This window comes from Labilithrix luteola, from assembly GCF_001263205.1.
GTDB lineage: Bacteria > Myxococcota_A > Polyangia > Polyangiales > Polyangiaceae > Labilithrix > Labilithrix luteola.
Genome location: NZ_CP012333.1, coordinates 776,898 through 796,915, shown reverse-complemented (window position 1 = coordinate 796,915; position 20,018 = coordinate 776,898). Strand labels below are relative to the sequence as shown.

Here is a 20,018-nt window from a genome sequence, read left to right as displayed (position 1 = left end):
CCCGCACGCGCGAACGGCCGACGAGTTTCCGCAAGCGCAACATCGCCGATTACTGCGCGGAGGGCGGCTACGTCTGAGCGCCGAAGCGTGACCGAAACTTGATGACGATGACACCGACTTTCATTCTCGCCGGTCTCGCCGCCTCACCCCCGACCTTCGTCTGGTGGGGACGGGACGAGCACACCGGTTCGACTCGCTTCCCGACGCCGCTGCTGCGGCGCATGGACCTCAAGACCAGCAACGGCTTCATCACCCTGTGCGCCGGCACGGTGATGTGGGGCGCGTACCGGCTCCAGGGCCGTGACGAGCACGTGCGCACGGCGCTGCAGCTGGCCGAGGCGGCCTTCGCCTACCAGGTGGACTGGCGCTACGTCGACCGTGACGCGGTGGACCTGCGCATTCCGCCTGGCGTGTCGCCGACCTCGGGCGCATTGCTGGAGCTGTGCTTGTTCCTGTGGCGTTGCCTTGATCACGAGAAGTATTGGGAGAACTACTACTCACCGATCCTGGAGACGTTCCACGCGGCGCATCTCGCGCGTCACATGCTGCCCCGGGATGTCCGGCCGGCGTTTGGCCGTTGGGTCGAGGTGATCATCGCCCGGCTGAATATCTTCGCGGAGAAGCCCGACGAGGCGGTGGCACAGGCCGAGGACTTCCCCACGGTCGAGGACTGGAAGCGCTTCGCCGCTGGCCATCGCGGCCGACCTTTGCCGCCAGAGTTCCTGGACGGCCCGCAGCCCACGATGTTGCTGGCCGCGGAGCCCCAGCAGCGCATGGATCGCGCGGTGGACCGCCACCTGCGCCAGCTCGACTGGATCGGCAACCCGTTCCTTCGCACGCCGGACGAGATGCGGGCGCTTGGCTTCGTCGGCGAGCCTTACGTTTACGAGCAGGGGGAAGCCCCATGAACCCGCTTCCGCGGCACTACATGCCGGCGTCCATCTGGACGGAGCAGCGGGCGGACTACGACTGGGACGAGTGGAACGCCAATGCCTATTTTCGCTACGCCACCGATGCGCAGTTCGAGCGTCTGAACCGCCTGACCAACAAGGCTGCGTTGGGCCTGACGATCGCGACGCTGGAGTGGGTCGTCGTCAGCCTGTCCCAGCTCACCGACGTGTTGATCGAGCGCCGCTTCCTGACCGCGGCCTGGGCCGGCGCGGTGCACCGTCGCTATCTCAACTACACGGAGTTCGATCCGGACGAGTGGTCCAGCCCCGAGCGCGGCCCGCTCTACCTGAGCCTGCTGATCCTCAACGACGCCGTGCACGAGTTGCGCAGCGATCCCCGGATCGCGACACGAGCCTGCTGGGCCTACAACCTCGCCACGCACATCCTGCCGGAGCAGGGGGCCTTCCTGGCGTGGTGGGAGACTTGCGTCCAACGTCTGGAGCAGTTCCACCTCGAGGCTGAGGAACTTGTCGGAGCGCCGCCTCCGGACATCTTCGACGACTTCCCGCTGCAGGGCATGCCGCTGCCGCCGCCGGTCTTCGACCCGATCAAGGTCTTTCCGGTTGCGCACATCCCGGCGTGGTGGGACGACTTCCTGCGCAGGCTGGATCCAGGGACGAACGAGTTCCTCGCCGCGCCGAAAGACCTGGAGGACGTCGACTTCCTGCCGGGGCCGCCGTATCGCTTCGAGGCGCGGTGAACCCGTGGACAGCATGACCCGTTACGCTGACATCGCGACCCGGCATGCCGAGAACGCCGCCTTCCTGTGGCACTTGCGCGGGCTGGCAGTGGCACAACCGCACTACCGGCCGCGGTCTCCGGCATGTTGCCGGGCGAGCGGCATCGGGTCCTGCTCTCCCCCCGCGATGCGCGTCGGCAGCGCAACGACCGGCATGATCGCTTCGACCTCGTCAGGGTAGCTCTCGGCCCACAGCCAGGCGTGCATTCCGCCCATCGACATGCCGAAGATCGCACGGAGACGACGAATCACGAGTACCTCGGTCACGAGCCGATGGTGGATGTCGACCATGTCGCGATAGCCATAGCGGAAACCGAGCATGCAGGCCGTCACTCGGCTTGCTCGATCGCCCGTGACCAACGTTGTCGACGAAGACCAGGAAGTACTTCGCGGGATCGAGCGCCTGGCCTTCCTTGTCACTCCCGGCGGCGCACGTCGTTCCAGGCTATGCGTCGTGCTCCTCTTGCAAGATGGCGGCGGCCCGTTCACCGATGACGACACAGGGCGCCATCGTGTTTCCCGTCGTCACTCGAGGCAAGACGGAGGCGTCCGCTACACGCAGACCATCCAAGCCATGAACCTTGAGCTTGCGATCCACGACCGACATGGCGTCGCGTCCCATCTTCGCCGTGCCGCATTGATGCCAAAACGTAACAAGGCCATTACGGATGAAGCGTGCCAGACCCGCCTCATCGAGGTTCCCGGGCGCAACCTCGCGTTTGACGTAGGACTGAAGAGCTGGCGCGTTGCCGATCTCGCGGGCTTGTCCAATCCCGGTCATTAGGTCTTTCAGGTCACGTGGGTCTGCCAGGTAGTTCGCCTGAATTTCGAGCGGATCGGATGCATTCGGGCCTGTCAGGTGAATCGCGCCTCGACTCGCGGGCCGCATGCCGATGGCGAGAGACCACGCGGATGCGGGAGGCCTGAACTGGGGTTCGTTCTCGCGCGTGACCCATGCCCCGCGACGTGCGTACGTGAAGATGTTGGGGGCGCTCCGCGCCGGGTCCGTCTTCCAGAAACATGCTGCCTGACCTCTCGGGGCGGTTGGCAGTGGCTTCTCCGTAGCCTCCCAGACACAACCCAGCGCAACGTGGTCGTGAAGATTGCGCCCTACGCCGGTCAGGTTCTGCAGCACGGGAATGTCGAACTTCCCTAGCTCGGCCTGGTCACCTATTCCCGATTGCATCAACAACTTTGGTGTCTGTATCGCGCCGAGAGAGAGGATGACTTCAAGCCTGGCTTCGGCATGCAGAACTTTCCCTTTGTAGGAAAACTCCACGCCAGTAGCGCGCCGCTGTTCAAAAAGGATGCGTGTCACCAGCGCCCCGGTCAGCACCGTCAGATTCGGCTGATCCATCCTTGGATATGAATAAGATCGGAATACCGACGCCGCAGCCGCGTAGTCGTCCCAATCCACTCGATGCCCTCGCGACCATGTCGATACGTTGATGCTCGAACCTCCACCCAACACCTTGCCCATCGAGTAGGGGATGGCGCGTCCGTTCAGATGAGGGTTGGCCTGAGCGACGAACGTCGGTGTCGCCGGCCTCGAGCAACAGCACCTTCACGTCTGGATTGGCTGCAAGCCTTCCAGCGATGACCGACCCCGACGTTCCGGCTCCACAAACAATGAAGTCGAACTGTCGCCCGAGTTCCGCTGCGAGCTTTTCCTGATTCTCACGGATCCGGGTTGCGATGTCCGGCGTATCGCCGATGTTGGCGCTAGCTTGATTCATGGTCTCTCCCCATGACGATTCAGCTTGTCGATCAGACCTACGCGTTTTTCTGAAGCGCGAGCGACGGATGGGCGAAGGCTCATCGACGGCCATCGGCGAAGCTCGTGCCAAATCGTCCTCGCCCGTCCTCGCCCGTCCTCGTGGGAAGACCGCGTGCACACGCGTCGTCGAAGCACGAAGCGTGGAAGCGTGGAAGCGTGGAACAGGTCCCTGCGGATCTGCTTGGCGTCCGCGTCCGGCTTGGACAAAAACATAGGCGTCAGATCCCGTCCCGCAACCGGCAAGGATCGCCAGAGTTGCGATGATCGCGGCCATGGCGAGCTGCCGCCAGACGCCCTGCCAGGCGAGGACGACGCGGCCCCAAGGAGGTGCATGCTCGAGGCCGGCTGGAGACCGTACGCGCGCCCGACTCGGCGAGCAGGAAAACGAAAGCTGTCCAGGGGACAAAGACCGCCGCCCGTCGGAGTTGACGTATCGCCCTAACTACGAACTCGGCCACGGCCGGCGGAGGTTCGATCGGCGCGGGCACGTTCAGCGGAGGTGCACGCGCAGCTCCCAGTGCGAGGGGGGAGGCCGTCGTGGGCGCGCCTACTGCGCGTGGATCGAGGGATCGCCGGGGGGCGGCAGGTACGCCGTGTCGGCCGTCACTCCGACGACCGGCGTCCGCGCTCCGACGGAGGTCTGCATCGCCACGCTGTTCGCCTCCGTCACGAAGTCGAGGGCGAAGCTGGTCCCCGAGAGCTTCGCGTGCGCGAAGCCGTAAGTGTTGGCGACCTGCTGCCCGGCCTTGGAGGGGTCGACCGGCGCGCACGCCGCGTCGACGTTGCCGCCGGAGCCCACCTGGACCTGCAGCATCTGGCTGCTGATCGCGTAGTACGCGAGCGTGCTGTGGTGCGCGTTGACGTAGGCCGTCGGCTGCCACTTCGTGAGAATCGCCCCGAGCTGGCCCATGTAGGCCGAGCCCGTGACGTCGGAGCCGCAGGTGAAGGTCGGATGGTCCCCGATGACGATCACGAACTCGTCCTGGTTCGCCTGCTGAAGGGTCCAATCGATCCATGCGAGCTGCTTGAGGTGCGTCTTCGCCGACAGGGACCAGCTGGCCGACGCGAAGTTCGTCGCCATGTTCTGTTTGCCCGCGTACCCGTAGAAGAGAAGGTTCGTCTCCACGAAGACGAACGTGGCGTGCTTGCAACCGGGGAGCGCCACCCGCTTCGTGTAGAAGTAGTCGGGGAGGTTCCAGTTCGGGTCCTGGTGCTGCATCTCGAACTTGGGCGAGCCGGTCGCGTACCAGTCGTGATTGCCCAGGACGAGCCACCAGGGGACCTGGCTGAGCGTCGTGCCGGCGTAGACGTCCTTCCACAGCGTGGTGAACTTGGCGTCGGTGGCAGACTGCACACCTTCGTAAGCGAACGTGCCCCCTTGGTAGAAGTTGGAGCCGAGAGAGATCACGAAGTTCGTGCCCTGAGCCGCTGCCCAGGTGTTCATCGCGGCGGCGACCTTCTGCATGTCGGTCAGGTCCTGCTGATTTCCCCAATCGCCATCGAGGAGGAAGTCGAAGCCCTTGGCCGTGTAGTCCAGGGTCGTGCCCGGCGCGTCGCCGCACACCGTGCCCGCGTCGGCGTCAGGACCCGTCGTGCCCGCGTCGGCGTCAGGACCGGTCGTGCCCGCGTCGGCGTCAGGACCGGTCGTGCCCGCGTCGGCGTCAGGGCCCGTCGTGCCCGCGTCATCGGTCATACCCGTCGTGCCCGCGTCGGCGCTCGCGTCCGAGGTCTGCGCCGTCGAAGGAGACGATGAGCACCCCGCGATCATGGCACCGAGGAACAAGGCGCCACCGCAGATGCTCGAACCGAGACCCAAGGCGGCCTTCACACGACGCATCTCGTTGGCTCCTTTGAATGGCTACGCTCGCGCGGACGAGCGGGCGACTATAACTATAGACGAGCACGGCCCCGGTGGGGACGTCGACGATCCTCGGCCGTGCGTCAGGCCAAAGGGAAGGAGGAGTGACGCGCTCGTCCGAAGACGCCGAGGAGAGCTCAGGGCTCTTCTTCTTCGCCCTTGCCGTCGCCGCGCAGGCCGAGGGCGCGTGTCATGACTCGAGAACCATACGTCGGTAGGGCGATCCTTCCCCGGGTTTCGGCCTCCCACTGGCCGTTGTTGGTCATGGGGTGCAACGCACCTTCGGGCAAGCGCCGAGAGCGCTGTGGACACTGCCGCGCCGGTGGAGAAGTGGACAATCACTCCCCCTGCCCGAACCCGTGCGCGTGGTTATGATGGGTGCATGGCATCTCGCGAGCCGTCGCAGCAGGCCGTGTCATCGCCCGCCGTCGATCCTGCGCTCTTCCGCAGGCAATGGTGGCTGCCCAAGCTCGTGATCTCGCTCGTCTTCATCCCGCCGTATCTCGTGGAGATGTGGTTGGACCACGAAGTCAGGATCAGAGGCTTCGGTCTCTCGCATGTCGAGACGTTCCGCGAAAAGCTCGCGTTTACGGTCATCGGCATTGCGTGGATCGCGCTCCTCCTCTGGTTTCGTGCGCGCCATCGTCGGCGCCAATGCGCGGCTCTTGCCGCTCTCCAGGCGTCGGATGGAGGAGAGGTTTTCTAGATGGCCGAGCGCGTAATCGAGCTTTGGACGGAGCCGATGCGGCAGCGGCGAGGCGTCGGCTATGGCAGAAGAGCGGAAGCGAGTCGCGGGTGAGCTCGAAGAGCAACGCGGCCCAATCGTCGGCGGTCCGCATATCGTTGCACAGGACGCCTGCGCAAGGCGGGCTCGGATGCGTCGGGGACTCGAGGGCGGCGTGCGCGTCAGCAAGTGCGTGGCGATGTTGGACGGGGCGAGCAGTCCGACTGCCGAATCTTGACGGAACCCGGCGGCAAGACGTGCGCGAGGAAAGCGACGGGCTCGAGCGTCGTCGCTTGCCTTGCACGTGTTCGAGCTTCGAGGTCGCTTCTGGTGCAGCAGGGGGACGTGTTCGCCGAGTGCCCCGCCCTCCGACGACCGGCGTCCGCGCTCCCACGGATGTCGATGCTGGACGCGTGGGCTTTGGAGCCCTGCGCTCACTTGACCAAGAGCTGACGGCGGCGCATCGGGAGCCGGTGTTTCGGCTACGGGCGGCGGAGGTTCGATCGGCGCGGGCACGTTCAGCGGAGGTGCACGCGTAGCTCCCAGTGCGAGGGGGAGGCCGTCTTGGGCGCGCCTACTGCGCGTGGATCGAGGGATCGCCGGGGGGCGGCAGGTACGTCATCGTCGAGACCGCGCTGCGGCTGCTCGTGACCGGCATCGACTCGGGGCGGCGCGCGCGCTGAGCGGGCGCGTCAGGGGTGCGGGACGTTGGCGCGCGCGACGTCCAACGCTTGCCAATAACGCGCACCGTAAGTGCGCTGCGCGGGGGCGTCGAAGTGCACGGCGTCGCCCGCGTTGCTCGTCAGGCCTGCGGACGGCGCCACGGAGGTGAAGGGGACGCGCTGCGGGGTCGCGTCGATGGCGGACGAGATCGACGCCTTCGCGGCGGGGTCGGGGGACCAATCCGGGCAGAATTGACCGAGGATGAAGGGAGCCGATGACGCCCCTGCGACCCGCGCGCGGAACGCGCCGATCATCGCGTCGAGCGCCTGCGAATACGTGGCGTTGTCGTATTGCCCGACGTCGTTCTCTCCTTGGTGCCAGAGGAACGCCACGAACCGGTTGCCCGGATCGGTCGCCATCGCCGCGTTCCCGCGCAGGACGGCGTCCTCGAAGAGCGGATCGCCCGGGTTCCACTGATGGGCCGAGAAGCTCGAGCCGCCGCGCGCCGTGGGCACGAGCAAGATCGGGCGCGGCGTGGGCTGCGATGCTTCGTAATACGCCTTCGCGAACGAGAGGCCCATGCCGACGCGATCGAGCAAGGCCGTGTCGTTGTGATCGAGCCTCGCGACCGCCGGAACGATCATCCCGTCACGCTCACCTCGACCCCACTGAAAGATCGCGGGGTGCGGTGTATCGAGCGCGGCGTCGAACGATGCGCCGCGCCCGACCATGTTCGATTGGCCAGCGAGCAAGAAGACGTCGTAACCCGACGACGGCGAGGGGGCCGCGACGTCGGCGTCGAGGTCGGCGTCGTGCGCGGCTCCGGCATCGACCACGGAGCCACCGGCGACCGGAGTGGGCGCCTCCTCACCTGCGCCGGAGCCGCTCGCCCCGGCCTCGGCGACGCCCATAGGTCCTGGACTCGCGGCGTCACACGCGGCCACGCCCACGACCAGCAGGACCCCTGCGCTCCACAGCTTGGCCACCCGCATGATCATGCGATCGTACCAGATCGGTCACCTTTCGCAGCATACGACGGCTCCGATGCGGAGAATCCGAAGACGCCGAGGAGAGTTCAGGTCTCTTCTTCTTCGCCCTTGCCGCCGCCGCGGAGGCCGACCGCGCGGGCCTGCTATTCCGCCTGGGCGAAGCGCGCCGGTGTCGGGATTTCGCCCGACGCGCGAGCCGGCGCCGTGACGTTCGTACAGAGGTTCGGCTCCAGCCTCAATTTGAACGTTCATTTTCACGTCGTCTTTCTCGACGGCGTGTACACGCGAATTGCGACGGGGGCTGCTGTCTTTCACGACGCGCCGGCTCCTACGCGCGCCGAGCTCGAGAGCATCGTCGAGGCAGTGCATCGCCGCGCGATCAAGTGGCTTCGGCGCCACGGACATCTCGAGCTCACGCCGCTCGAGGATCGCTCGAACGAAAGGGCACTGTCGTCTCCGCTCGAGGCGTGCGCGTCGATCGCGATGCAGCGTGGAACGATGCGCCCGCTCGCGCCGGACGCAGGAAGAGCCGACGCAAGGGAATCCGCCGCGGTTGGCGCAGAGGCGGAGATTGAGCCTCCCGCGCGCGGTCGCGGCGCCGTCGACGCGTCTCGTATCGCATCAAGAAGCTCGGCGGCGCCGCGACGGGGAGGACGTCGTGTGACCGAGCGATGTCAGACGACTCGGCGAAACCCGGCGAGCACCAGCACCAGCACAGAGCTTCGCCAGCGGGAACGAGCGTTCGGCCCGCTGGGCCCGCGATGCCCAGCGGTGCCCAAGGGCCCGTCGGTGAATTCGTCACGCACCTTCGAGCACCGAGCACGGCCCTGGCTGCCCGCGAGTGGCCCGCCGACTTCACACGTTTCGCCCCCAACATCCTCAGCGTCCAGCACTGGTCTCGTCTGCTCGGCGGGCTTCTGTATGCCACGTCGCCACGTCTGCGATGGCCGCAGCTCCTGCGGCGGACGTTCGACGTGGACATCCTGGAGTGCCCGAAGTGCCGAGGCAGGCTCCGCATCATCGAAGCCGTCGTGGAGGCGAAGAGCGCGCGAGATCCTCGAACGCTTGGGAATGCCGACCGGGTCCCCGGACACTGCCCACGCCCGCGACCCGACCAGCCTCGACGGCGACGAACCCGACGAGCCCGACGCTACCTAACTCGCGCCCGACCGGGTGGTCGTCGAGGTCCGCCCTTTGGAGGGGGTCAGCTTGGTCGGCGTTCCAGTATCGTCGAAAATTCGCATAAAATCGCGCTACGTAAACTCCGGCGTAGTCCTCGTTGACCGGCGGGACGCGGTTGGGTTTCCTGCTCTCCCCACAGGCATCACGACGACGAGCCCGCGGCTGTGGATCCAGCGCGCGGGCTTGTCGATGGATGAAGCGCGCCGGCTCGTGGCCGATACGACGCTGCACGGAAACGTTCCCGAGCCGCTCCGACTCGCTCACCTCGTCGCGGGCGGCATCACCGACGGCAGTAGCCGCGGCCGAGCGTGATCAGATCAGGAGCTGAGCTTCGCCGTTCCCGACGGACCAATCCGCGCGATCGTTTTCCACCAGGCTGATGACGATGTCCTGCTTGCGCAGACCGGGCGAGCGCGAAAGATTTTCGACGACGAGGCGGTAGAACGTCCGCTTCTTCTCGACGGCTCTGCCGCGTACGAGCGTCACCTGGACGAAGATGACGTCCTCGGAGCGCTCGATGCCGAGATAGCCGCGATCGTAGACTAGCGACTCGTTCGGGCAGACGACCTGGAAGCGATCGTCTTCCGGGATGCCGAAGGCGTCGACGAGGGCACGATGAATGCCGTCGGAGATGGCCTGGATGACTTCAGGGCTCTTGGGAATACCGAGAGAGATTCGGACGAGGGGCATGCGAAAGACGTAGCTCCGCGCACTCGTGCAGAACACGAGTGATGTTGCCCAAGAGTCATGCGAAAATGCCTAGGTGCTCGTCTGGGACGATCTTCGATTCTTTCTGGCGATCGCACGCTCCGGTTCTCAGAGCGCGGCCGCACGCGCGCTTGGCGCGGACCAGACGACGGTCGGTCGTCGCCTCACGGCTCTCGAAGCCCATCTCGGGGCACGACTCTTCACCAGGTCCGCACGAGGTCTCTTGCCGACGGCAGCGGCCGAAGCCATTCGTGAAGCTGCCGAGCGGGCCGAGCGAGCGATGCTCGCCGTGGAACGAGCCAGCAGCGGACTCGACACGCGAGCGCGAGGGACGGTTCGCCTGGCGACCACCGATGCGCTGGCGCGCGGCTTCGTCCTCGCGGCGATGGCCGACCTCCGCGAATCCCATCCGGAAGTGAAGGTCGTTCTTACGACAGCGCCAGAGACGGTCGATCTGGTGAAAGGCGAAGCCGACGTCGCGCTCAGAACGGTACGGCCGGTGGACTCCGACCTCGTCGTGCGGAAAGTCGGTGTGGTCCACCACGGACTCTACGCCGCGCCGAGCTATCTCGCCCGTCGCTCACGTCCTCGGGAGGCAAAGGGCCTTACCGGCCACGACGTTCTCGAAATGGCGGCCGGTTTTGATTCGGCGCAGCGCCGGTTTCTCACCGGCGTGTCGACGCAAGGGTCGCGCGTGGTGTTCGAAGCGAACAACGTGGTGTCGCTCGTGCGCGCCACGGAGCTCGGGATGGGGCTGGCAGTCCTGCCGACCTTCTTGGTCGACGAGGCCTCGAGCAGCGCCCTCGTTCGCCTCTGGCCGGATCGCGACGATGCGCAAGATCTCTGGCTCGCGGTCCACGCGGACGTGCGGAACGCCGCGCGCATTCGAGCCGTGATGGAGAGTCTCGCTGCACGTGTTTCACCTCGACGCGGCGGCATCACGGAAGACCGGAAGAAGGTCGTCCGCAAGCCGCCGCGGAGGTGAACGCGAGGATCAGCGCGTGAGGAACGGAGAGATCCAGGACATCTGCGGACGGTCCTGGCCGTTCTTCGGCTCGATCGTGAGCGAATACTCGCCCCAGCCCGGTCCGGCCGCCCACCAGAGCCAGCCCTGGAGAACGTCGGTGTTCTGCATCATGTAGTTCATCATGTCGGTCACGGCAGACTGACACGTCGAGCTGTTGATGCCGGCGTACTCACCTCAGCTTGGTCGGCGTTCCAGTATCGTCGAAAGTCCGCATAAAATCGCGCTACGTAAACTCCGGCGTAGTCCTCGTTGACCGGCGGGACGCGGTTGGGTTTCCTGCTCTCTCGCTTGCTTCGAGCAAGAGGCTCCAGAGGTGACGCGTCACCTCGTTGGTCAGCTTGCGGTAGACGCTCCACATCGCCTGATCGGCCGGGATGGGATTGCTCTTCTGCCATCCTCCGCACGCGAACGTATAGAGATCGGCACACGGATCCACAGTGCGATCCATGGCGGTGACGTCGAGCGACGGAGTGTACGGGAGCTCGCGTAGCGGCGTCTCGTCTGCAAACTTCGAGGGCGAGGACTTCGGAGGAGGAGCTCCGGCCTCGACCGCGCTCACTGGCGCCTGAAGGTTGTGCGGAGCCACGTGCGCGCGCGCTCGATCAGTCGTCGTATGGGATGGCGAACAAGCCACGCCGAGGCCGACCAACGCCGCGACGCCAAGTAAGGTACGCACCATCGCGCCCGCATCACACACGATGGACGCTGCCCGTCAAGGAGCGACGCCCCCGTCGCCGCAGGCCACCTTCGCCCCCTGACTCCGACTCGGATTCGGATCCGGAAGCGGACCCGGACCCGGATCCGGAAGCGGACCCGGATCCGGAAGCGGACCCGGATCCGGAAGCGGACCCGGATCCAGCCCCGCCGCCGCCAAAAACGCCCCCCCAAATAGCGAAACGCCGCAGCCCCTCTCGGATCCGCGGCGCCCGCTCAGTCTCGTCTCTCTCCGTTCGTCGCAGCGAAGGTCGTTGCGGGTGGGGTCACCCCTCGGCGAACCGTATCGGTAGCCGAAATGCCTTCAGCACTTTCGGAACGTCCCCAAACAATCCCTCGTCGCGAACGGACTCGAACAACCGCAGCACCACCATCGCGCCAAACAACTCCAAGCGCCCTCGGATGTGCTTGAGCGACTTTCCGCTCGTCCGATAATAGCCGCCATAGTCACCGTGATATCGAAGATCGACCGCCCGCAAGACGCAGCCATACTGGGTATACGCAAATTCGCCGAGCACACGATTGCAGAGCAGCTCCGCTTCGACGAACGCAGCGCCATCACTCAGCACGACGCCCGGCCCATCGCCGAACGTCCACAATCCGCGAAAGCGAGGCGCTTCTCCGTCACGTCGCTCTTCAACGAGTTTCGGGAACCCCTCTTGCACCGAGAAACACTCGGCGAACTCGCGTTCGAGCTCTGCTTGGCGATCGCGTAACGCTTCGATCGTCTTCGCATCGCCGAGTGCCGACACTCTCCCGATCTTCGTTCCCATGGTGCCACTCTACGCGAAAGGCTGCGTAAAGCTGTGCATCGACAGCACTGGCGACGAGCTCTACGACTGCAGCGGTTGCTGGCCATGACGTCGTTGCGTAGGGGGCCGTCGAGCGCTTCGCACGAGCGCTCCGACGGCCTTCGCCCGATAGCCGCCAACGAGGCGACGTCAGCGTCGTGCGTCGCGGGAGCGACGGCGCCGCCAGGCAAGGCCCACGCCGAGCACGAGTCCACCGATCCCGCTCAGGCTTCGCGGCGAGCTTGGAGTGAGGCCCACCGAACAGCCCGATGCTCCGTCGCCGCCATTCGCCCCTTTTGCACCGGTCGGCGTCGTCTCGTCGTCGCCCACGGGTCCGCCGTTCGTCCCGCCGTCCGAGGCGTTCGAGCCTCCGTCGGTCGTATTCGCGCCGCCGTCCCCTTCACCGCCGTCTCTCTCGCCGCCGTCGACGCCACCGTCCGGGAGCGCAGGCTTGTCGGTCACGAACGTCGTCGGGCCAGGCGCCGTCGCGCCCGGAGGCACCGAGCCGATGGTCGCCTCGTTCACCCCATTACCGTCTTGGTCGTAATGGATAGTCGCCAGATTGGCAATCGTCGTCTCGGGGGCCACCGACGTCAGAACTTCCGCCTGGATCGTGATCGACGCCGTCTCGCCGGTCTTCAGCGCGCCGTTCCAATGCACCGTGTTCCCTGACGTCGTCGCCGCCCCCGTCGTCGCCGTCGCCGTCTTCAACGTGAGCTGCGCAGGCAAAACGTCCTCGAGTTCGTCCAGTGCGGGATCGTCGACCTGCGCCGACGTGCCATCGTTTCGCACGTCGATCGTGTAGGTCACGGCGCGCGGCGGAGCGTAGACCACGCTCTTCGTCGCCACGAGCTTTGCGGGCGAGCGAACGTCGACCGTCGATGTCGACGAGTTGTTCCCCGCCGTCCCGTCGATCACCGCGGCGCTCACCGTCACGGTCGCATCCAACTTGCCGACGCCGAAGAGCTCGTCGACCGTCACGTCCAGCGTGAACTTCGCAGCCGCCGAAGCCGCGAGCGACGACGCCTTGCATTGAAACGTCCCTGGCGCGCCGACTGCCGGGGTCGTGCATGTCCAGCCCGCGGGCGCCGAGAGCTGCACGAATTTCGTCCGCGACGGCACGCTACCGTTCACGGTCACATTCGGAGCATCCGCCGTCGTCGACGCGGCGAACGACCACGACAGCGCACCTCCCGCGTCCACCTTCGCGGGGCCCGTCAGCTCGATCGACACGTCCGCCTTCGGCCCCTCGACGATCGCGTCGTAGGTGACCTTGCATTGGTTTGCGTCCGTGATGGTCGCCTGCGCGCTCGGACCGCAAAGCGCATCGGCCGTGTTGGTCGTCGCCCCGCCCGGCGTCCACGCCACGGAGTACGGGAGCGTCCCGCCCGTTGGCGCGACCGTCGCGCTGCCCGTGCAGGTGCCCACCGCCTCGAGCGGCATCGACGAGCCGTTCGCCAGCAGCACCGCCGGCTCCGTCACCGTGAAGCTCTTCGTCGCGGTGCAAAGGTTGCCGTCCGTCACGACGACCGAGTGCGCCCCCGGCGCAAGGCCGCTCACGGCGTTCGTGCCATCGCCCGTTGGATTGCCCGTCCAATCGTATTTCAACGTGCCCGTGCCACCGCTCGCGGTGACGGAGAGAGCGCCGTTGTCGTCACCATGGCACGTGACGTCCTTCTGCGTTCCCGCGGATACGACCAGCACCGGTGGCTCCGCGACGGTCACGTTCGCCGATGACGTGCACCCTTTCGCATCCTTCACCGTTGCCGAGTAGCCACCGATGGCGAGACCGTTCAGCGACGCGGTCGTCTCGCCGGTCGACCACGCGTACGTGTACGGCGCGGTTCCACCGCTCGCGTCGACCCTTGCCGTGCCGCTCGAGCCACCGTGACAAAGGACGCTCGTCGACGAGGGCGTCGCCACGAGCGCGGGAGGCTCCGCGATGGCAACGGTTCGGGAGGTCTGGCAGCCACGCGCATCCGTGACCGTCCCGGAGTAGTTGCCGGCCGCCGTGAGCTCCGTCGCCGTCGCCGACGTCTCTCCCGTCGACCAGCCATAGGAGTACGGAGCCGTACCGCCGGACGCCGTCATCGTCGCCGACGCCTTGCCCCCCGCGCACGCGATCTCCGTTTGACTGACCGTATATGTCAGGGGTGGCGGCGCGCCGATCGTGACCTTCAGTGAGGCCGGGCAGCCGAAGGCGTCTTCGACCGACACGGTGTGCTCGCCGGCCGTGAGATTCGTCGCGTCCCCCCCCTGCCAACCGCCACCGTCCCACGAATAGAGGAACCCGGGTGTGCCGCCAGACGCCGTGACACTGGCTTTTCCGTCGTTCCGGTCGCTGCACGAGGCGTCGCTCGTCGTGGTCGATGTCAAGACGATGGGCAGCGGCTCCTTGACGACCAGAGTGCGCTCGTGCTGACAGAGGTTAGCGTCCTTCACTGTGACCGTGTACGACCCGACCGGCATCCCCACCGCCACCGGGGAGTTACCGCCCCTGGGAGACCAAACATAGGTATATGGCGCAACTCCGCCTTTCATCGACACGCCAACGACGCCATTGCTGTAGCCATTGCAGGTGACATTCGCGATGCCCCAGCTCGAAGACAGAGCCGTCGGCTCCGTGACCGTTCCACTCTGCGTGGTCTTCACGCCATCCGCGTCGGTGACCTCGACGGAGTACACGCCCGCGACCAGCCCGTCCGCCTTCGCCGTCGTTTGACCGTTCGACCAGCGGTACGTGTACGGAGTCGGACCGTTCGTCGCCGACGCCGTCGCCGTCCCGTCGGAGCCTCCGTTGCACTTCACGCTCGTCGTGCTGACGGTTACGGTCGTCGCGAACGCTGAAGGTGAATAGCAAAGGGCGGCGAGACCAACGACGAAAGGCAGAGCCGTGCGCATTACCTCTTGGAGTATCAGAGCGCCGTATCGCACCGTAGGCCGGAACCTAGGCGTGAGGTGACTACCCACCAGCGCCTTCACTCAGCGCACGGCCACTTCCGCCTCCCGTCGAGCCGAGCGGCCAAAGCCAGCGTCAACGACGTCTCCGGGGACGTGCGATCCGCAAACAACAGGTAACGCTCGAGGGTACCGATCGATCGGCGCGACGTTCACGAAGTCGGAAGCGGACCCAGACCCAGACCGGATCCAGCACTCGAGGCAACTGATCTCGTTCGGCCCCTCATCGATCGCCGATCAGCGCTGCGCGCTCAGTTCGTCGAAGGCATCGCCGGCGCCCCGTCGGTCGACTTCGGCGTCAGCTTCTCTTCGAGAGCCGCGTCGACGGCGACCGAGACCGCTCGGCGTCGCCTCGACCGAGTTCCATTCGTGTACCAGTATCGTCGAAATTTCGCATAAAATCGCGCTACGTAAACTCCGGCGTAGTCCTCGTTGACCGGCGGGACGCGGTTGGGTTTCCTGCTCTCGCCCTCCGAGGCCCGCTTCTTCGGCGGAGCCCTCGTCTCTGCGGCGCTCCTGGTCACCCTGTTCTGCGCCGCAATCCAGATTTCGTATTCTCTTTTGGCTCACTGCGCGTGCGCAATCGTCTACGGTTACGTGCACGGGATGGCCGTGCGAGTGCGCGTCACGAGGCGTGTGCGGAACGCCGGGGCGTCCGAGCTTTGAAGGCTTCCGCCCCGCGCCGCGCCGCGGACCTCCCCACGTCGCCGGCGTTGGCAGCGAGAGCTGCACGGGTTTGCGGCGGCGCCCACGCGGACGACTGGTGCTCGCGAATCTTGCCGAGGAATATTTGCCTCCCAATCGGGAGTCCTTCGACGAGTGCGTCGGCATCTTGATTCGGCAATAATAGTCACTCGCGTGAAACGTGCCAGTTGGGCGAGTTGGATAATCGGGTGTTCGGTGTTCGGTGCTCAGGCGCGGGAGGGCTGAAGTGCTGAGTGAGACGTTTCGATGGTGCTATTGGTGGCGCGCGATGGATCGTCGCGACGCACTCCTGCGTGCGGTGAGCGCGACGGCTTGCGGGCGTGGTTGCATCGTCGTGAATACGACTTCTCAATCGCCACTTTTAACTCTGATCCACCCCATCTCTTCTGCAGCAAGCCTGGTGCCTGATGCCCCGCTCGCCCCGCTCGCCCTAGCGGAGTATGGGAATGCGTTGCCCGTCGTCACTCCTATCGCCCGAGCCCCCTCGAACGTGAGCGAGTGACCACCCGCTACGACCCATCACCGGACGTCAACTGGCAGGCGAAGATTCGCCGCCGCCGCCTCGCCGGCCGGCCCTCGAACTCAGCCGCTGCACGCGCGCTCGTGCAGCGGACAGTGAACGCACACTGCGAGCGTGTCTTACTTCAATTGGGCCAACTGCAGTTCGGTGTATCGGCGGCCCGGCCCGGCGGGATAGACCGCGAAGCTTATGCGGAACATGAATCGGCGCAGTCTTGCTCTCTTGCTTACGCTGGGCGGTAGCGCGCTCCTTACGACGTTGGTTGCCTGCACGAGCGACGACGACGCGACGGTCGGGCTCGACGTAGCGGACGCCGGTGCGAACTCGGAAAACTCCCCGGACTCGGCAACAAGAGCCGACGATGCTGCGGTCTCCACGTTCTCCGTGAGCGGCAAGGTGATCGGCCTCGCAGGCAAGGGCCTCGTGCTGACGAACAACGCGGGAGACGCCATCACCGTCGCGCCCGGCGCCGACGGATCGTTCAGCTTCGCCTCGAAACTCGCGAAGGGGGCGGCCTACGCGGTCGCCGTGAAGACGCAGCCCTCGAGTCCGTCGCAAACGTGCGTCGTCACGAGTGGTGCCGGCACCATAGGAGGCGCGAGCGTCACGAACGTCGTCGTGACGTGCACCACGAACACGTACAAGGTCAGCGGCAAGGTCATGGGCCTCGCTGGCGCCGGTCTCGTCGTCAAGAACAACGGCGGCGACGCCATTACGTTGTCTCCCGCCGCCACGGACGGAGCGGCCGTCGACTTCACCTTCTCGAAGGCCATTGCCAGCGGTGAGGACTTCGAGGTCACCGTCGAAACTCAGCCGTCGTCACCGACGCAATCGTGTGTCGTCACGGGCGGCGAAGGCACGGTCGTCGCAGGAGATGTCGCGACGGTCGCCATCAACTGCACGACGAACACGTACACGGTTGGCGGTACGGTCACCGGACTCAAAGGTTCGGGCCTCGTTTTGCAGAACGAGGACGGGGACGACCTCCCCATCAACGCGACAGGCACCTTCGCCTTCGTGAAGCAGGTCGCGTCCGGAAAGCGCTATTCAGTCAAGGTCAAGACGCAGCCCGGGGCCCCGGAGCAGACCTGTGAAGTCACGAGCAACACGGGGACGGTCACGAACGCCAACGTGACGGACGTCGCTGTCGACTGCACGACGAACACCTATACGGTTGGTGTCACGGTTAGCGGACTCAAGGGGACGGGGCTCGTTCTCCAGAACAATGGCGGCGACGACCTCACGATCGACGCGAATGGCGACGTCACCTTCGGCACGCCCGTCGCGAGCGGCACCAAGTATGAAGTTTCGGTGAAGACGAACCCGTACGGCAATACCTGCACCGTCACGGCAGGGGGAGCGGGCACGGTCACCAATGCGAAGATTACGAACGTGGCCGTCACGTGCGTGTCCATCCCCGCTTGGTATCAGCCGAACTACGACGGTGTTCCGGGGCCGTGGTCGTTCGTCTCGAACCGCTTCTTCGATGGAGAGATCAGCTGCACGACGACGTGCGCTTTCTACGGCAGGGTACCGTCCGGCATTCGTTTCATCTGCAACGCGCAGGGACAGACTACCGAAGGATGCACCCCGGCCAATGATGGGCAGTACGGCCTCTCCAACTGCGGTGCCGTCGTCGACAACGATGTCTTGACCGCGCCCGTTGGTAACATCGAGCAGTGCGCCGGCAGCCTGACGACTTGCTACAAGTTGGGCAATACATGCAACGAGCGCGTCTCGTTCCACTCGATTCAGTGCCAGTGTAAGTAGCGTACGGGCGGCGAGGGGGGCGCCGCGCTCGACCGACGCGAGAGAGGCGAATACTTCTAGCGTTCATCTCGCGGTTTCGCACCGAGGCCTGGCCGACGACGGGACGACGGGACGACGGGACGACGGGAGAGACTGTGTGATGTACTCTCGTGAGCAGGGGGGGGCCATGGCACACGACCATCATTTTCTCTCGAGGCTCGATCGCGTTACCGAGGCGCAGGTCGAGTGCGCGTTGTCGCTGTACCGGGATGAAAAGCTCGTTCGATTCATCCTCGAACGAGCAAACACCCCGACCAACGGTCGAATTGCCATTTCGCTCGACCGCGATGAAGGCCCGTTCATCGTGCTCGCGTCCGATGGCCACTTCGTCACTTGTCTTGGTCGTGGAATGTTTCCCACGGGCCATCCGGTCCTCTCCAAGGCGTGGCTCGATCGAGCGATCGCGGATTGGGCAACCTATCGTGCAGGGCTTGCACGAGGGGCCGAACGCCGCGCGGGGCAGGAGGGCGGACTGTTTCACGCCGTCAGGAGGCGCGCGCACACGTTCAGCCGTGAAGACTTCAAAGCGCTGCGTGTCGTCGCCGAGTTCGTCGGCTCAGCTTGGTCGGCGTTCCAGTATCGTCGAAATTTCGCATAAAATCGCGCTACGTAAACTCCGGCGTAGTCCTCGTTGACCGGCGGGACGCAGTTGGGTTTCCTGCTCTCCAACCCCCCGCTGCTGTGCGCGCCGTGGAGTCAGCGTTGCTCGAGGGCCTGCTGCTCTGACCAGGATTGCCCCCGCGGACAGTGGTGCGCCGTGTGGGCGGGCCAGCTGGGGAGCCTCGGCGTCTGCACCTACGGCTCGTAGGTTCAGTCGAGCGCACCGTGGGCGCGTGCGAGGCGCGCGTCGCGGTCCCCGAGGCCCAGACCCTCGGTGACTACCCCGACGACGACGGCAGATGGCGAGTGAGTACCGCGGCTGGGAACATGACCCGACATGCGCGGTGCACGAAGCTCGACGTAGCTGGTTGGAGGAGCGTCTCGCGCATCACTGCGGCGAGCCAGACGAGGCTGCTCGCTCGAGGATCTGGTCGCGCATCGACGGGTCGAAGGCGAATGGGAAAAGCTTGCTGGTGATGGGAAGAAAGACCCTCGGATCGCTACGAAGGACGACGACGAGCATCTTGCCGCGGTCGCCCACGAAGAGTGCCGTACCTCTCCGGTGTGGGATGACGACCTCCGCTTCGCCTCCGCCGAACTCTTCGGGGAACCGGAAACGATAGCCGTCCTGGCCATCGGATATCCTTTTCTGTCCCAACTGACGATCGACCGAGAGGACCTCGCATATCGCCGGCACGCCTTCGATGGACAATCGCTCCGCGTCGCGCGCCTCGCGAATCATCGCCCTCCCACGTTTGCCGAGCTTGGCGACGAGCACGATGGCGCCGATCGCCAAAGCGACGATCCATGCCACACGGCTTTCGGTCAGTTGGACGGCCCAGTTCAACGCGAATCGCGACGGTTGATTTGGCTCGTAGCGCACCATCGGCTCGAGGCTTTGATCGCGCTCGGTCAGCGCCGTGAATTCGAGCTTCTCGTTGCGCTCGCCCTCTTCGGTGACGTACCTCACGTCGAACTTGTACGAATGGACGAGAAAATTGCGCGTCGAAAGCGTTCCTTGCACGAGCGCGGGCACCTCCACGGAGGTCTGCGCGTTCCAAACCGCGCGGTCGCTCTCGAGCTGACGGGCGTCGCGGACGACCGAGCTCACGAGCGCAAGGCCGACGGCAACAGCCGAAGCGATGAGGAGACCGCCGCCGAAGAGAAGCTTTTTGACGTACCCGGGGGCGAGTGGCCAAGGCCGTGACGGAAGGAGGTCCTTTGCACTCACCGCACGCATCATGCAGTCACCTTACGCGACGTCCGTGAGCCGAACCACGGCTTGCAGCGGTGAGCTTGCCTG

Annotated in this window: 18 protein-coding genes and 1 pseudogene; 8 read left to right on the top strand and 11 right to left on the bottom strand. The window is 65.6% G+C overall.

What is annotated here, in order from left to right; genetic code table 11:
- Positions 1–98: 98 nt before the first annotated feature.
- Together AKJ09_RS03680 and AKJ09_RS03675 are read left to right on the top strand one after the other, a co-directional pair.
- On the top strand, positions 99–908 hold the full coding sequence (locus AKJ09_RS03680) for a hypothetical protein (protein WP_169927225.1): 810 nt from the start codon (positions 99–101) through the stop codon (positions 906–908).
- Positions 905–1,651 (top strand): hypothetical protein, encoded by a 747-nt coding sequence (locus AKJ09_RS03675; RefSeq protein WP_146645789.1) that lies wholly within the window; start codon positions 905–907, stop codon positions 1,649–1,651. The genes AKJ09_RS03680 and AKJ09_RS03675 overlap by 4 nt, the downstream gene beginning before the upstream one ends.
- A 102-nt stretch (positions 1,652–1,753) precedes the next feature.
- Here AKJ09_RS03675 and AKJ09_RS03670 read toward each other — a convergent pair whose 3' ends face one another.
- From AKJ09_RS03670 to AKJ09_RS55480, 4 genes and pseudogenes are all read right to left on the bottom strand, one after another.
- Positions 1,754–2,023: an alpha/beta fold hydrolase gene (locus AKJ09_RS03670; protein WP_205633587.1), complete on the bottom strand. Its 270-nt coding sequence runs from the start codon at positions 2,021–2,023 to the stop codon at positions 1,754–1,756.
- Positions 2,024–2,135: 112 nt separating this feature from the next.
- Positions 2,136–3,426: pseudogene (locus AKJ09_RS03665) on the bottom strand (GMC family oxidoreductase).
- 588 nt (positions 3,427–4,014) lie between these two features.
- Positions 4,015–5,304: a metallophosphoesterase gene (locus AKJ09_RS03660; RefSeq protein ID WP_169927224.1), complete on the bottom strand. Its 1,290-nt coding sequence runs from the start codon at positions 5,302–5,304 to the stop codon at positions 4,015–4,017.
- A gap of 158 nt (positions 5,305–5,462) precedes the next feature.
- On the bottom strand, positions 5,463–5,591 hold the full coding sequence (locus AKJ09_RS55480; protein WP_275936607.1) for a hypothetical protein: 129 nt from the start codon (positions 5,589–5,591) through the stop codon (positions 5,463–5,465).
- A 116-nt stretch (positions 5,592–5,707) separates the two neighbouring features.
- Between AKJ09_RS55480 and AKJ09_RS03650 the strand changes: the two genes are divergently transcribed.
- Positions 5,708–6,031, top strand: a complete 324-nt coding sequence (locus AKJ09_RS03650; RefSeq protein WP_146645786.1) for a hypothetical protein — start codon at positions 5,708–5,710, stop codon at positions 6,029–6,031.
- A gap of 710 nt (positions 6,032–6,741) precedes the next feature.
- Here the strand turns inward: AKJ09_RS03650 and AKJ09_RS03645 are convergent.
- On the bottom strand, positions 6,742–7,710 hold the full coding sequence (locus AKJ09_RS03645) for a sialate O-acetylesterase (RefSeq protein WP_146645785.1): 969 nt from the start codon (positions 7,708–7,710) through the stop codon (positions 6,742–6,744).
- Between the two features lie 195 nt (positions 7,711–7,905).
- On the opposite strand from AKJ09_RS03645, the gene AKJ09_RS03640 reads away from it, so the two are divergent.
- Both AKJ09_RS03640 and AKJ09_RS55475 read left to right on the top strand, forming a co-directional pair.
- Positions 7,906–8,859, top strand: coding sequence for a transposase (locus tag AKJ09_RS03640; RefSeq protein ID WP_146645784.1), 954 nt, complete (start codon positions 7,906–7,908; stop codon positions 8,857–8,859).
- 15 nt (positions 8,860–8,874) lie between these two features.
- Positions 8,875–9,195 (top strand): endonuclease dU, encoded by a 321-nt coding sequence (locus AKJ09_RS55475; protein WP_275936606.1) that lies wholly within the window; start codon positions 8,875–8,877, stop codon positions 9,193–9,195.
- Here the strand turns inward: AKJ09_RS55475 and AKJ09_RS03630 are convergent, their stop codons facing one another.
- Positions 9,196–9,573, bottom strand: coding sequence for a tautomerase family protein (locus tag AKJ09_RS03630; protein WP_146645782.1), 378 nt, complete (start codon positions 9,571–9,573; stop codon positions 9,196–9,198).
- Between the two features lie 73 nt (positions 9,574–9,646).
- Here AKJ09_RS03630 and AKJ09_RS03625 point away from each other — a divergent pair, with 73 nt between their 5' ends.
- A complete protein-coding gene (locus tag AKJ09_RS03625; RefSeq protein WP_146645781.1) occupies positions 9,647–10,576 on the top strand; it encodes a LysR family transcriptional regulator in 930 nt (309 codons plus the stop codon).
- A gap of 9 nt (positions 10,577–10,585) precedes the next feature.
- Here AKJ09_RS03625 and AKJ09_RS52650 read toward each other — a convergent pair whose 3' ends face one another.
- The 4 genes from AKJ09_RS52650 to AKJ09_RS03605 form a co-directional block, all read right to left on the bottom strand.
- Positions 10,586–10,750, bottom strand: a complete 165-nt coding sequence (locus AKJ09_RS52650; RefSeq protein WP_169927223.1) for a hypothetical protein — start codon at positions 10,748–10,750, stop codon at positions 10,586–10,588.
- Between the two features lie 91 nt (positions 10,751–10,841).
- Complete coding sequence (locus AKJ09_RS03620) at positions 10,842–11,297, bottom strand: M13 family metallopeptidase (RefSeq protein WP_146645780.1); 456 nt, start codon at positions 11,295–11,297, stop codon at positions 10,842–10,844.
- Positions 11,298–11,598: 301 nt separating this feature from the next.
- Complete coding sequence (locus AKJ09_RS03610) at positions 11,599–12,105, bottom strand: hypothetical protein (protein ID WP_146645779.1); 507 nt, start codon at positions 12,103–12,105, stop codon at positions 11,599–11,601.
- A gap of 168 nt (positions 12,106–12,273) precedes the next feature.
- Positions 12,274–15,024, bottom strand: coding sequence for a SprB repeat-containing protein (locus tag AKJ09_RS03605; protein ID WP_146645778.1), 2,751 nt, complete (start codon positions 15,022–15,024; stop codon positions 12,274–12,276).
- A gap of 1,480 nt (positions 15,025–16,504) precedes the next feature.
- Between AKJ09_RS03605 and AKJ09_RS03600 the strand changes: the two genes are divergently transcribed.
- Positions 16,505–18,076, top strand: coding sequence for a hypothetical protein (locus AKJ09_RS03600; RefSeq protein ID WP_146645777.1), 1,572 nt, complete (start codon positions 16,505–16,507; stop codon positions 18,074–18,076).
- A gap of 166 nt (positions 18,077–18,242) precedes the next feature.
- Positions 18,243–18,713 (top strand): hypothetical protein, encoded by a 471-nt coding sequence (locus tag AKJ09_RS03595; protein ID WP_146645776.1) that lies wholly within the window; start codon positions 18,243–18,245, stop codon positions 18,711–18,713.
- A 390-nt stretch (positions 18,714–19,103) separates the two neighbouring features.
- Here the strand turns inward: AKJ09_RS03595 and AKJ09_RS03590 are convergent, their stop codons facing one another.
- Positions 19,104–19,958, bottom strand: a complete 855-nt coding sequence (locus tag AKJ09_RS03590; protein ID WP_146645775.1) for a hypothetical protein — start codon at positions 19,956–19,958, stop codon at positions 19,104–19,106.
- Positions 19,959–20,018 lie beyond the last annotated feature (60 nt).

Bases quoted from the DNA above. Each gene is read 5' to 3' on its own strand.
- AKJ09_RS03620 (WP_146645780.1), bottom strand. From the start codon at position 11,297: ATGGTGCGTACCTTACTTGGCGTCGCGGCGTTGGTCGGCCTCGGCGTG.
- AKJ09_RS03650 (WP_146645786.1), top strand. From the start codon at position 5,708: ATGGCATCTCGCGAGCCGTCGCAGCAGGCCGTGTCATCGCCCGCCGTC.
- AKJ09_RS03630 (WP_146645782.1), bottom strand. From the start codon at position 9,573: ATGCCCCTCGTCCGAATCTCTCTCGGTATTCCCAAGAGCCCTGAAGTC.
- AKJ09_RS55480 (WP_275936607.1), bottom strand. From the start codon at position 5,591: ATGACCAACAACGGCCAGTGGGAGGCCGAAACCCGGGGAAGGATCGCC.
- AKJ09_RS03605 (WP_146645778.1), bottom strand. From the start codon at position 15,024: ATGCGCACGGCTCTGCCTTTCGTCGTTGGTCTCGCCGCCCTTTGCTAT.
- AKJ09_RS03675 (WP_146645789.1), top strand. From the start codon at position 905: ATGAACCCGCTTCCGCGGCACTACATGCCGGCGTCCATCTGGACGGAG.
- AKJ09_RS03660 (WP_169927224.1), bottom strand. From the start codon at position 5,304: ATGCGTCGTGTGAAGGCCGCCTTGGGTCTCGGTTCGAGCATCTGCGGT.
- AKJ09_RS03645 (WP_146645785.1), bottom strand. From the start codon at position 7,710: ATGATCATGCGGGTGGCCAAGCTGTGGAGCGCAGGGGTCCTGCTGGTC.
- AKJ09_RS03610 (WP_146645779.1), bottom strand. From the start codon at position 12,105: ATGGGAACGAAGATCGGGAGAGTGTCGGCACTCGGCGATGCGAAGACG.
- AKJ09_RS03600 (WP_146645777.1), top strand. From the start codon at position 16,505: ATGAATCGGCGCAGTCTTGCTCTCTTGCTTACGCTGGGCGGTAGCGCG.
- AKJ09_RS03595 (WP_146645776.1), top strand. From the start codon at position 18,243: ATGGCACACGACCATCATTTTCTCTCGAGGCTCGATCGCGTTACCGAG.
- AKJ09_RS03590 (WP_146645775.1), bottom strand. From the start codon at position 19,958: ATGATGCGTGCGGTGAGTGCAAAGGACCTCCTTCCGTCACGGCCTTGG.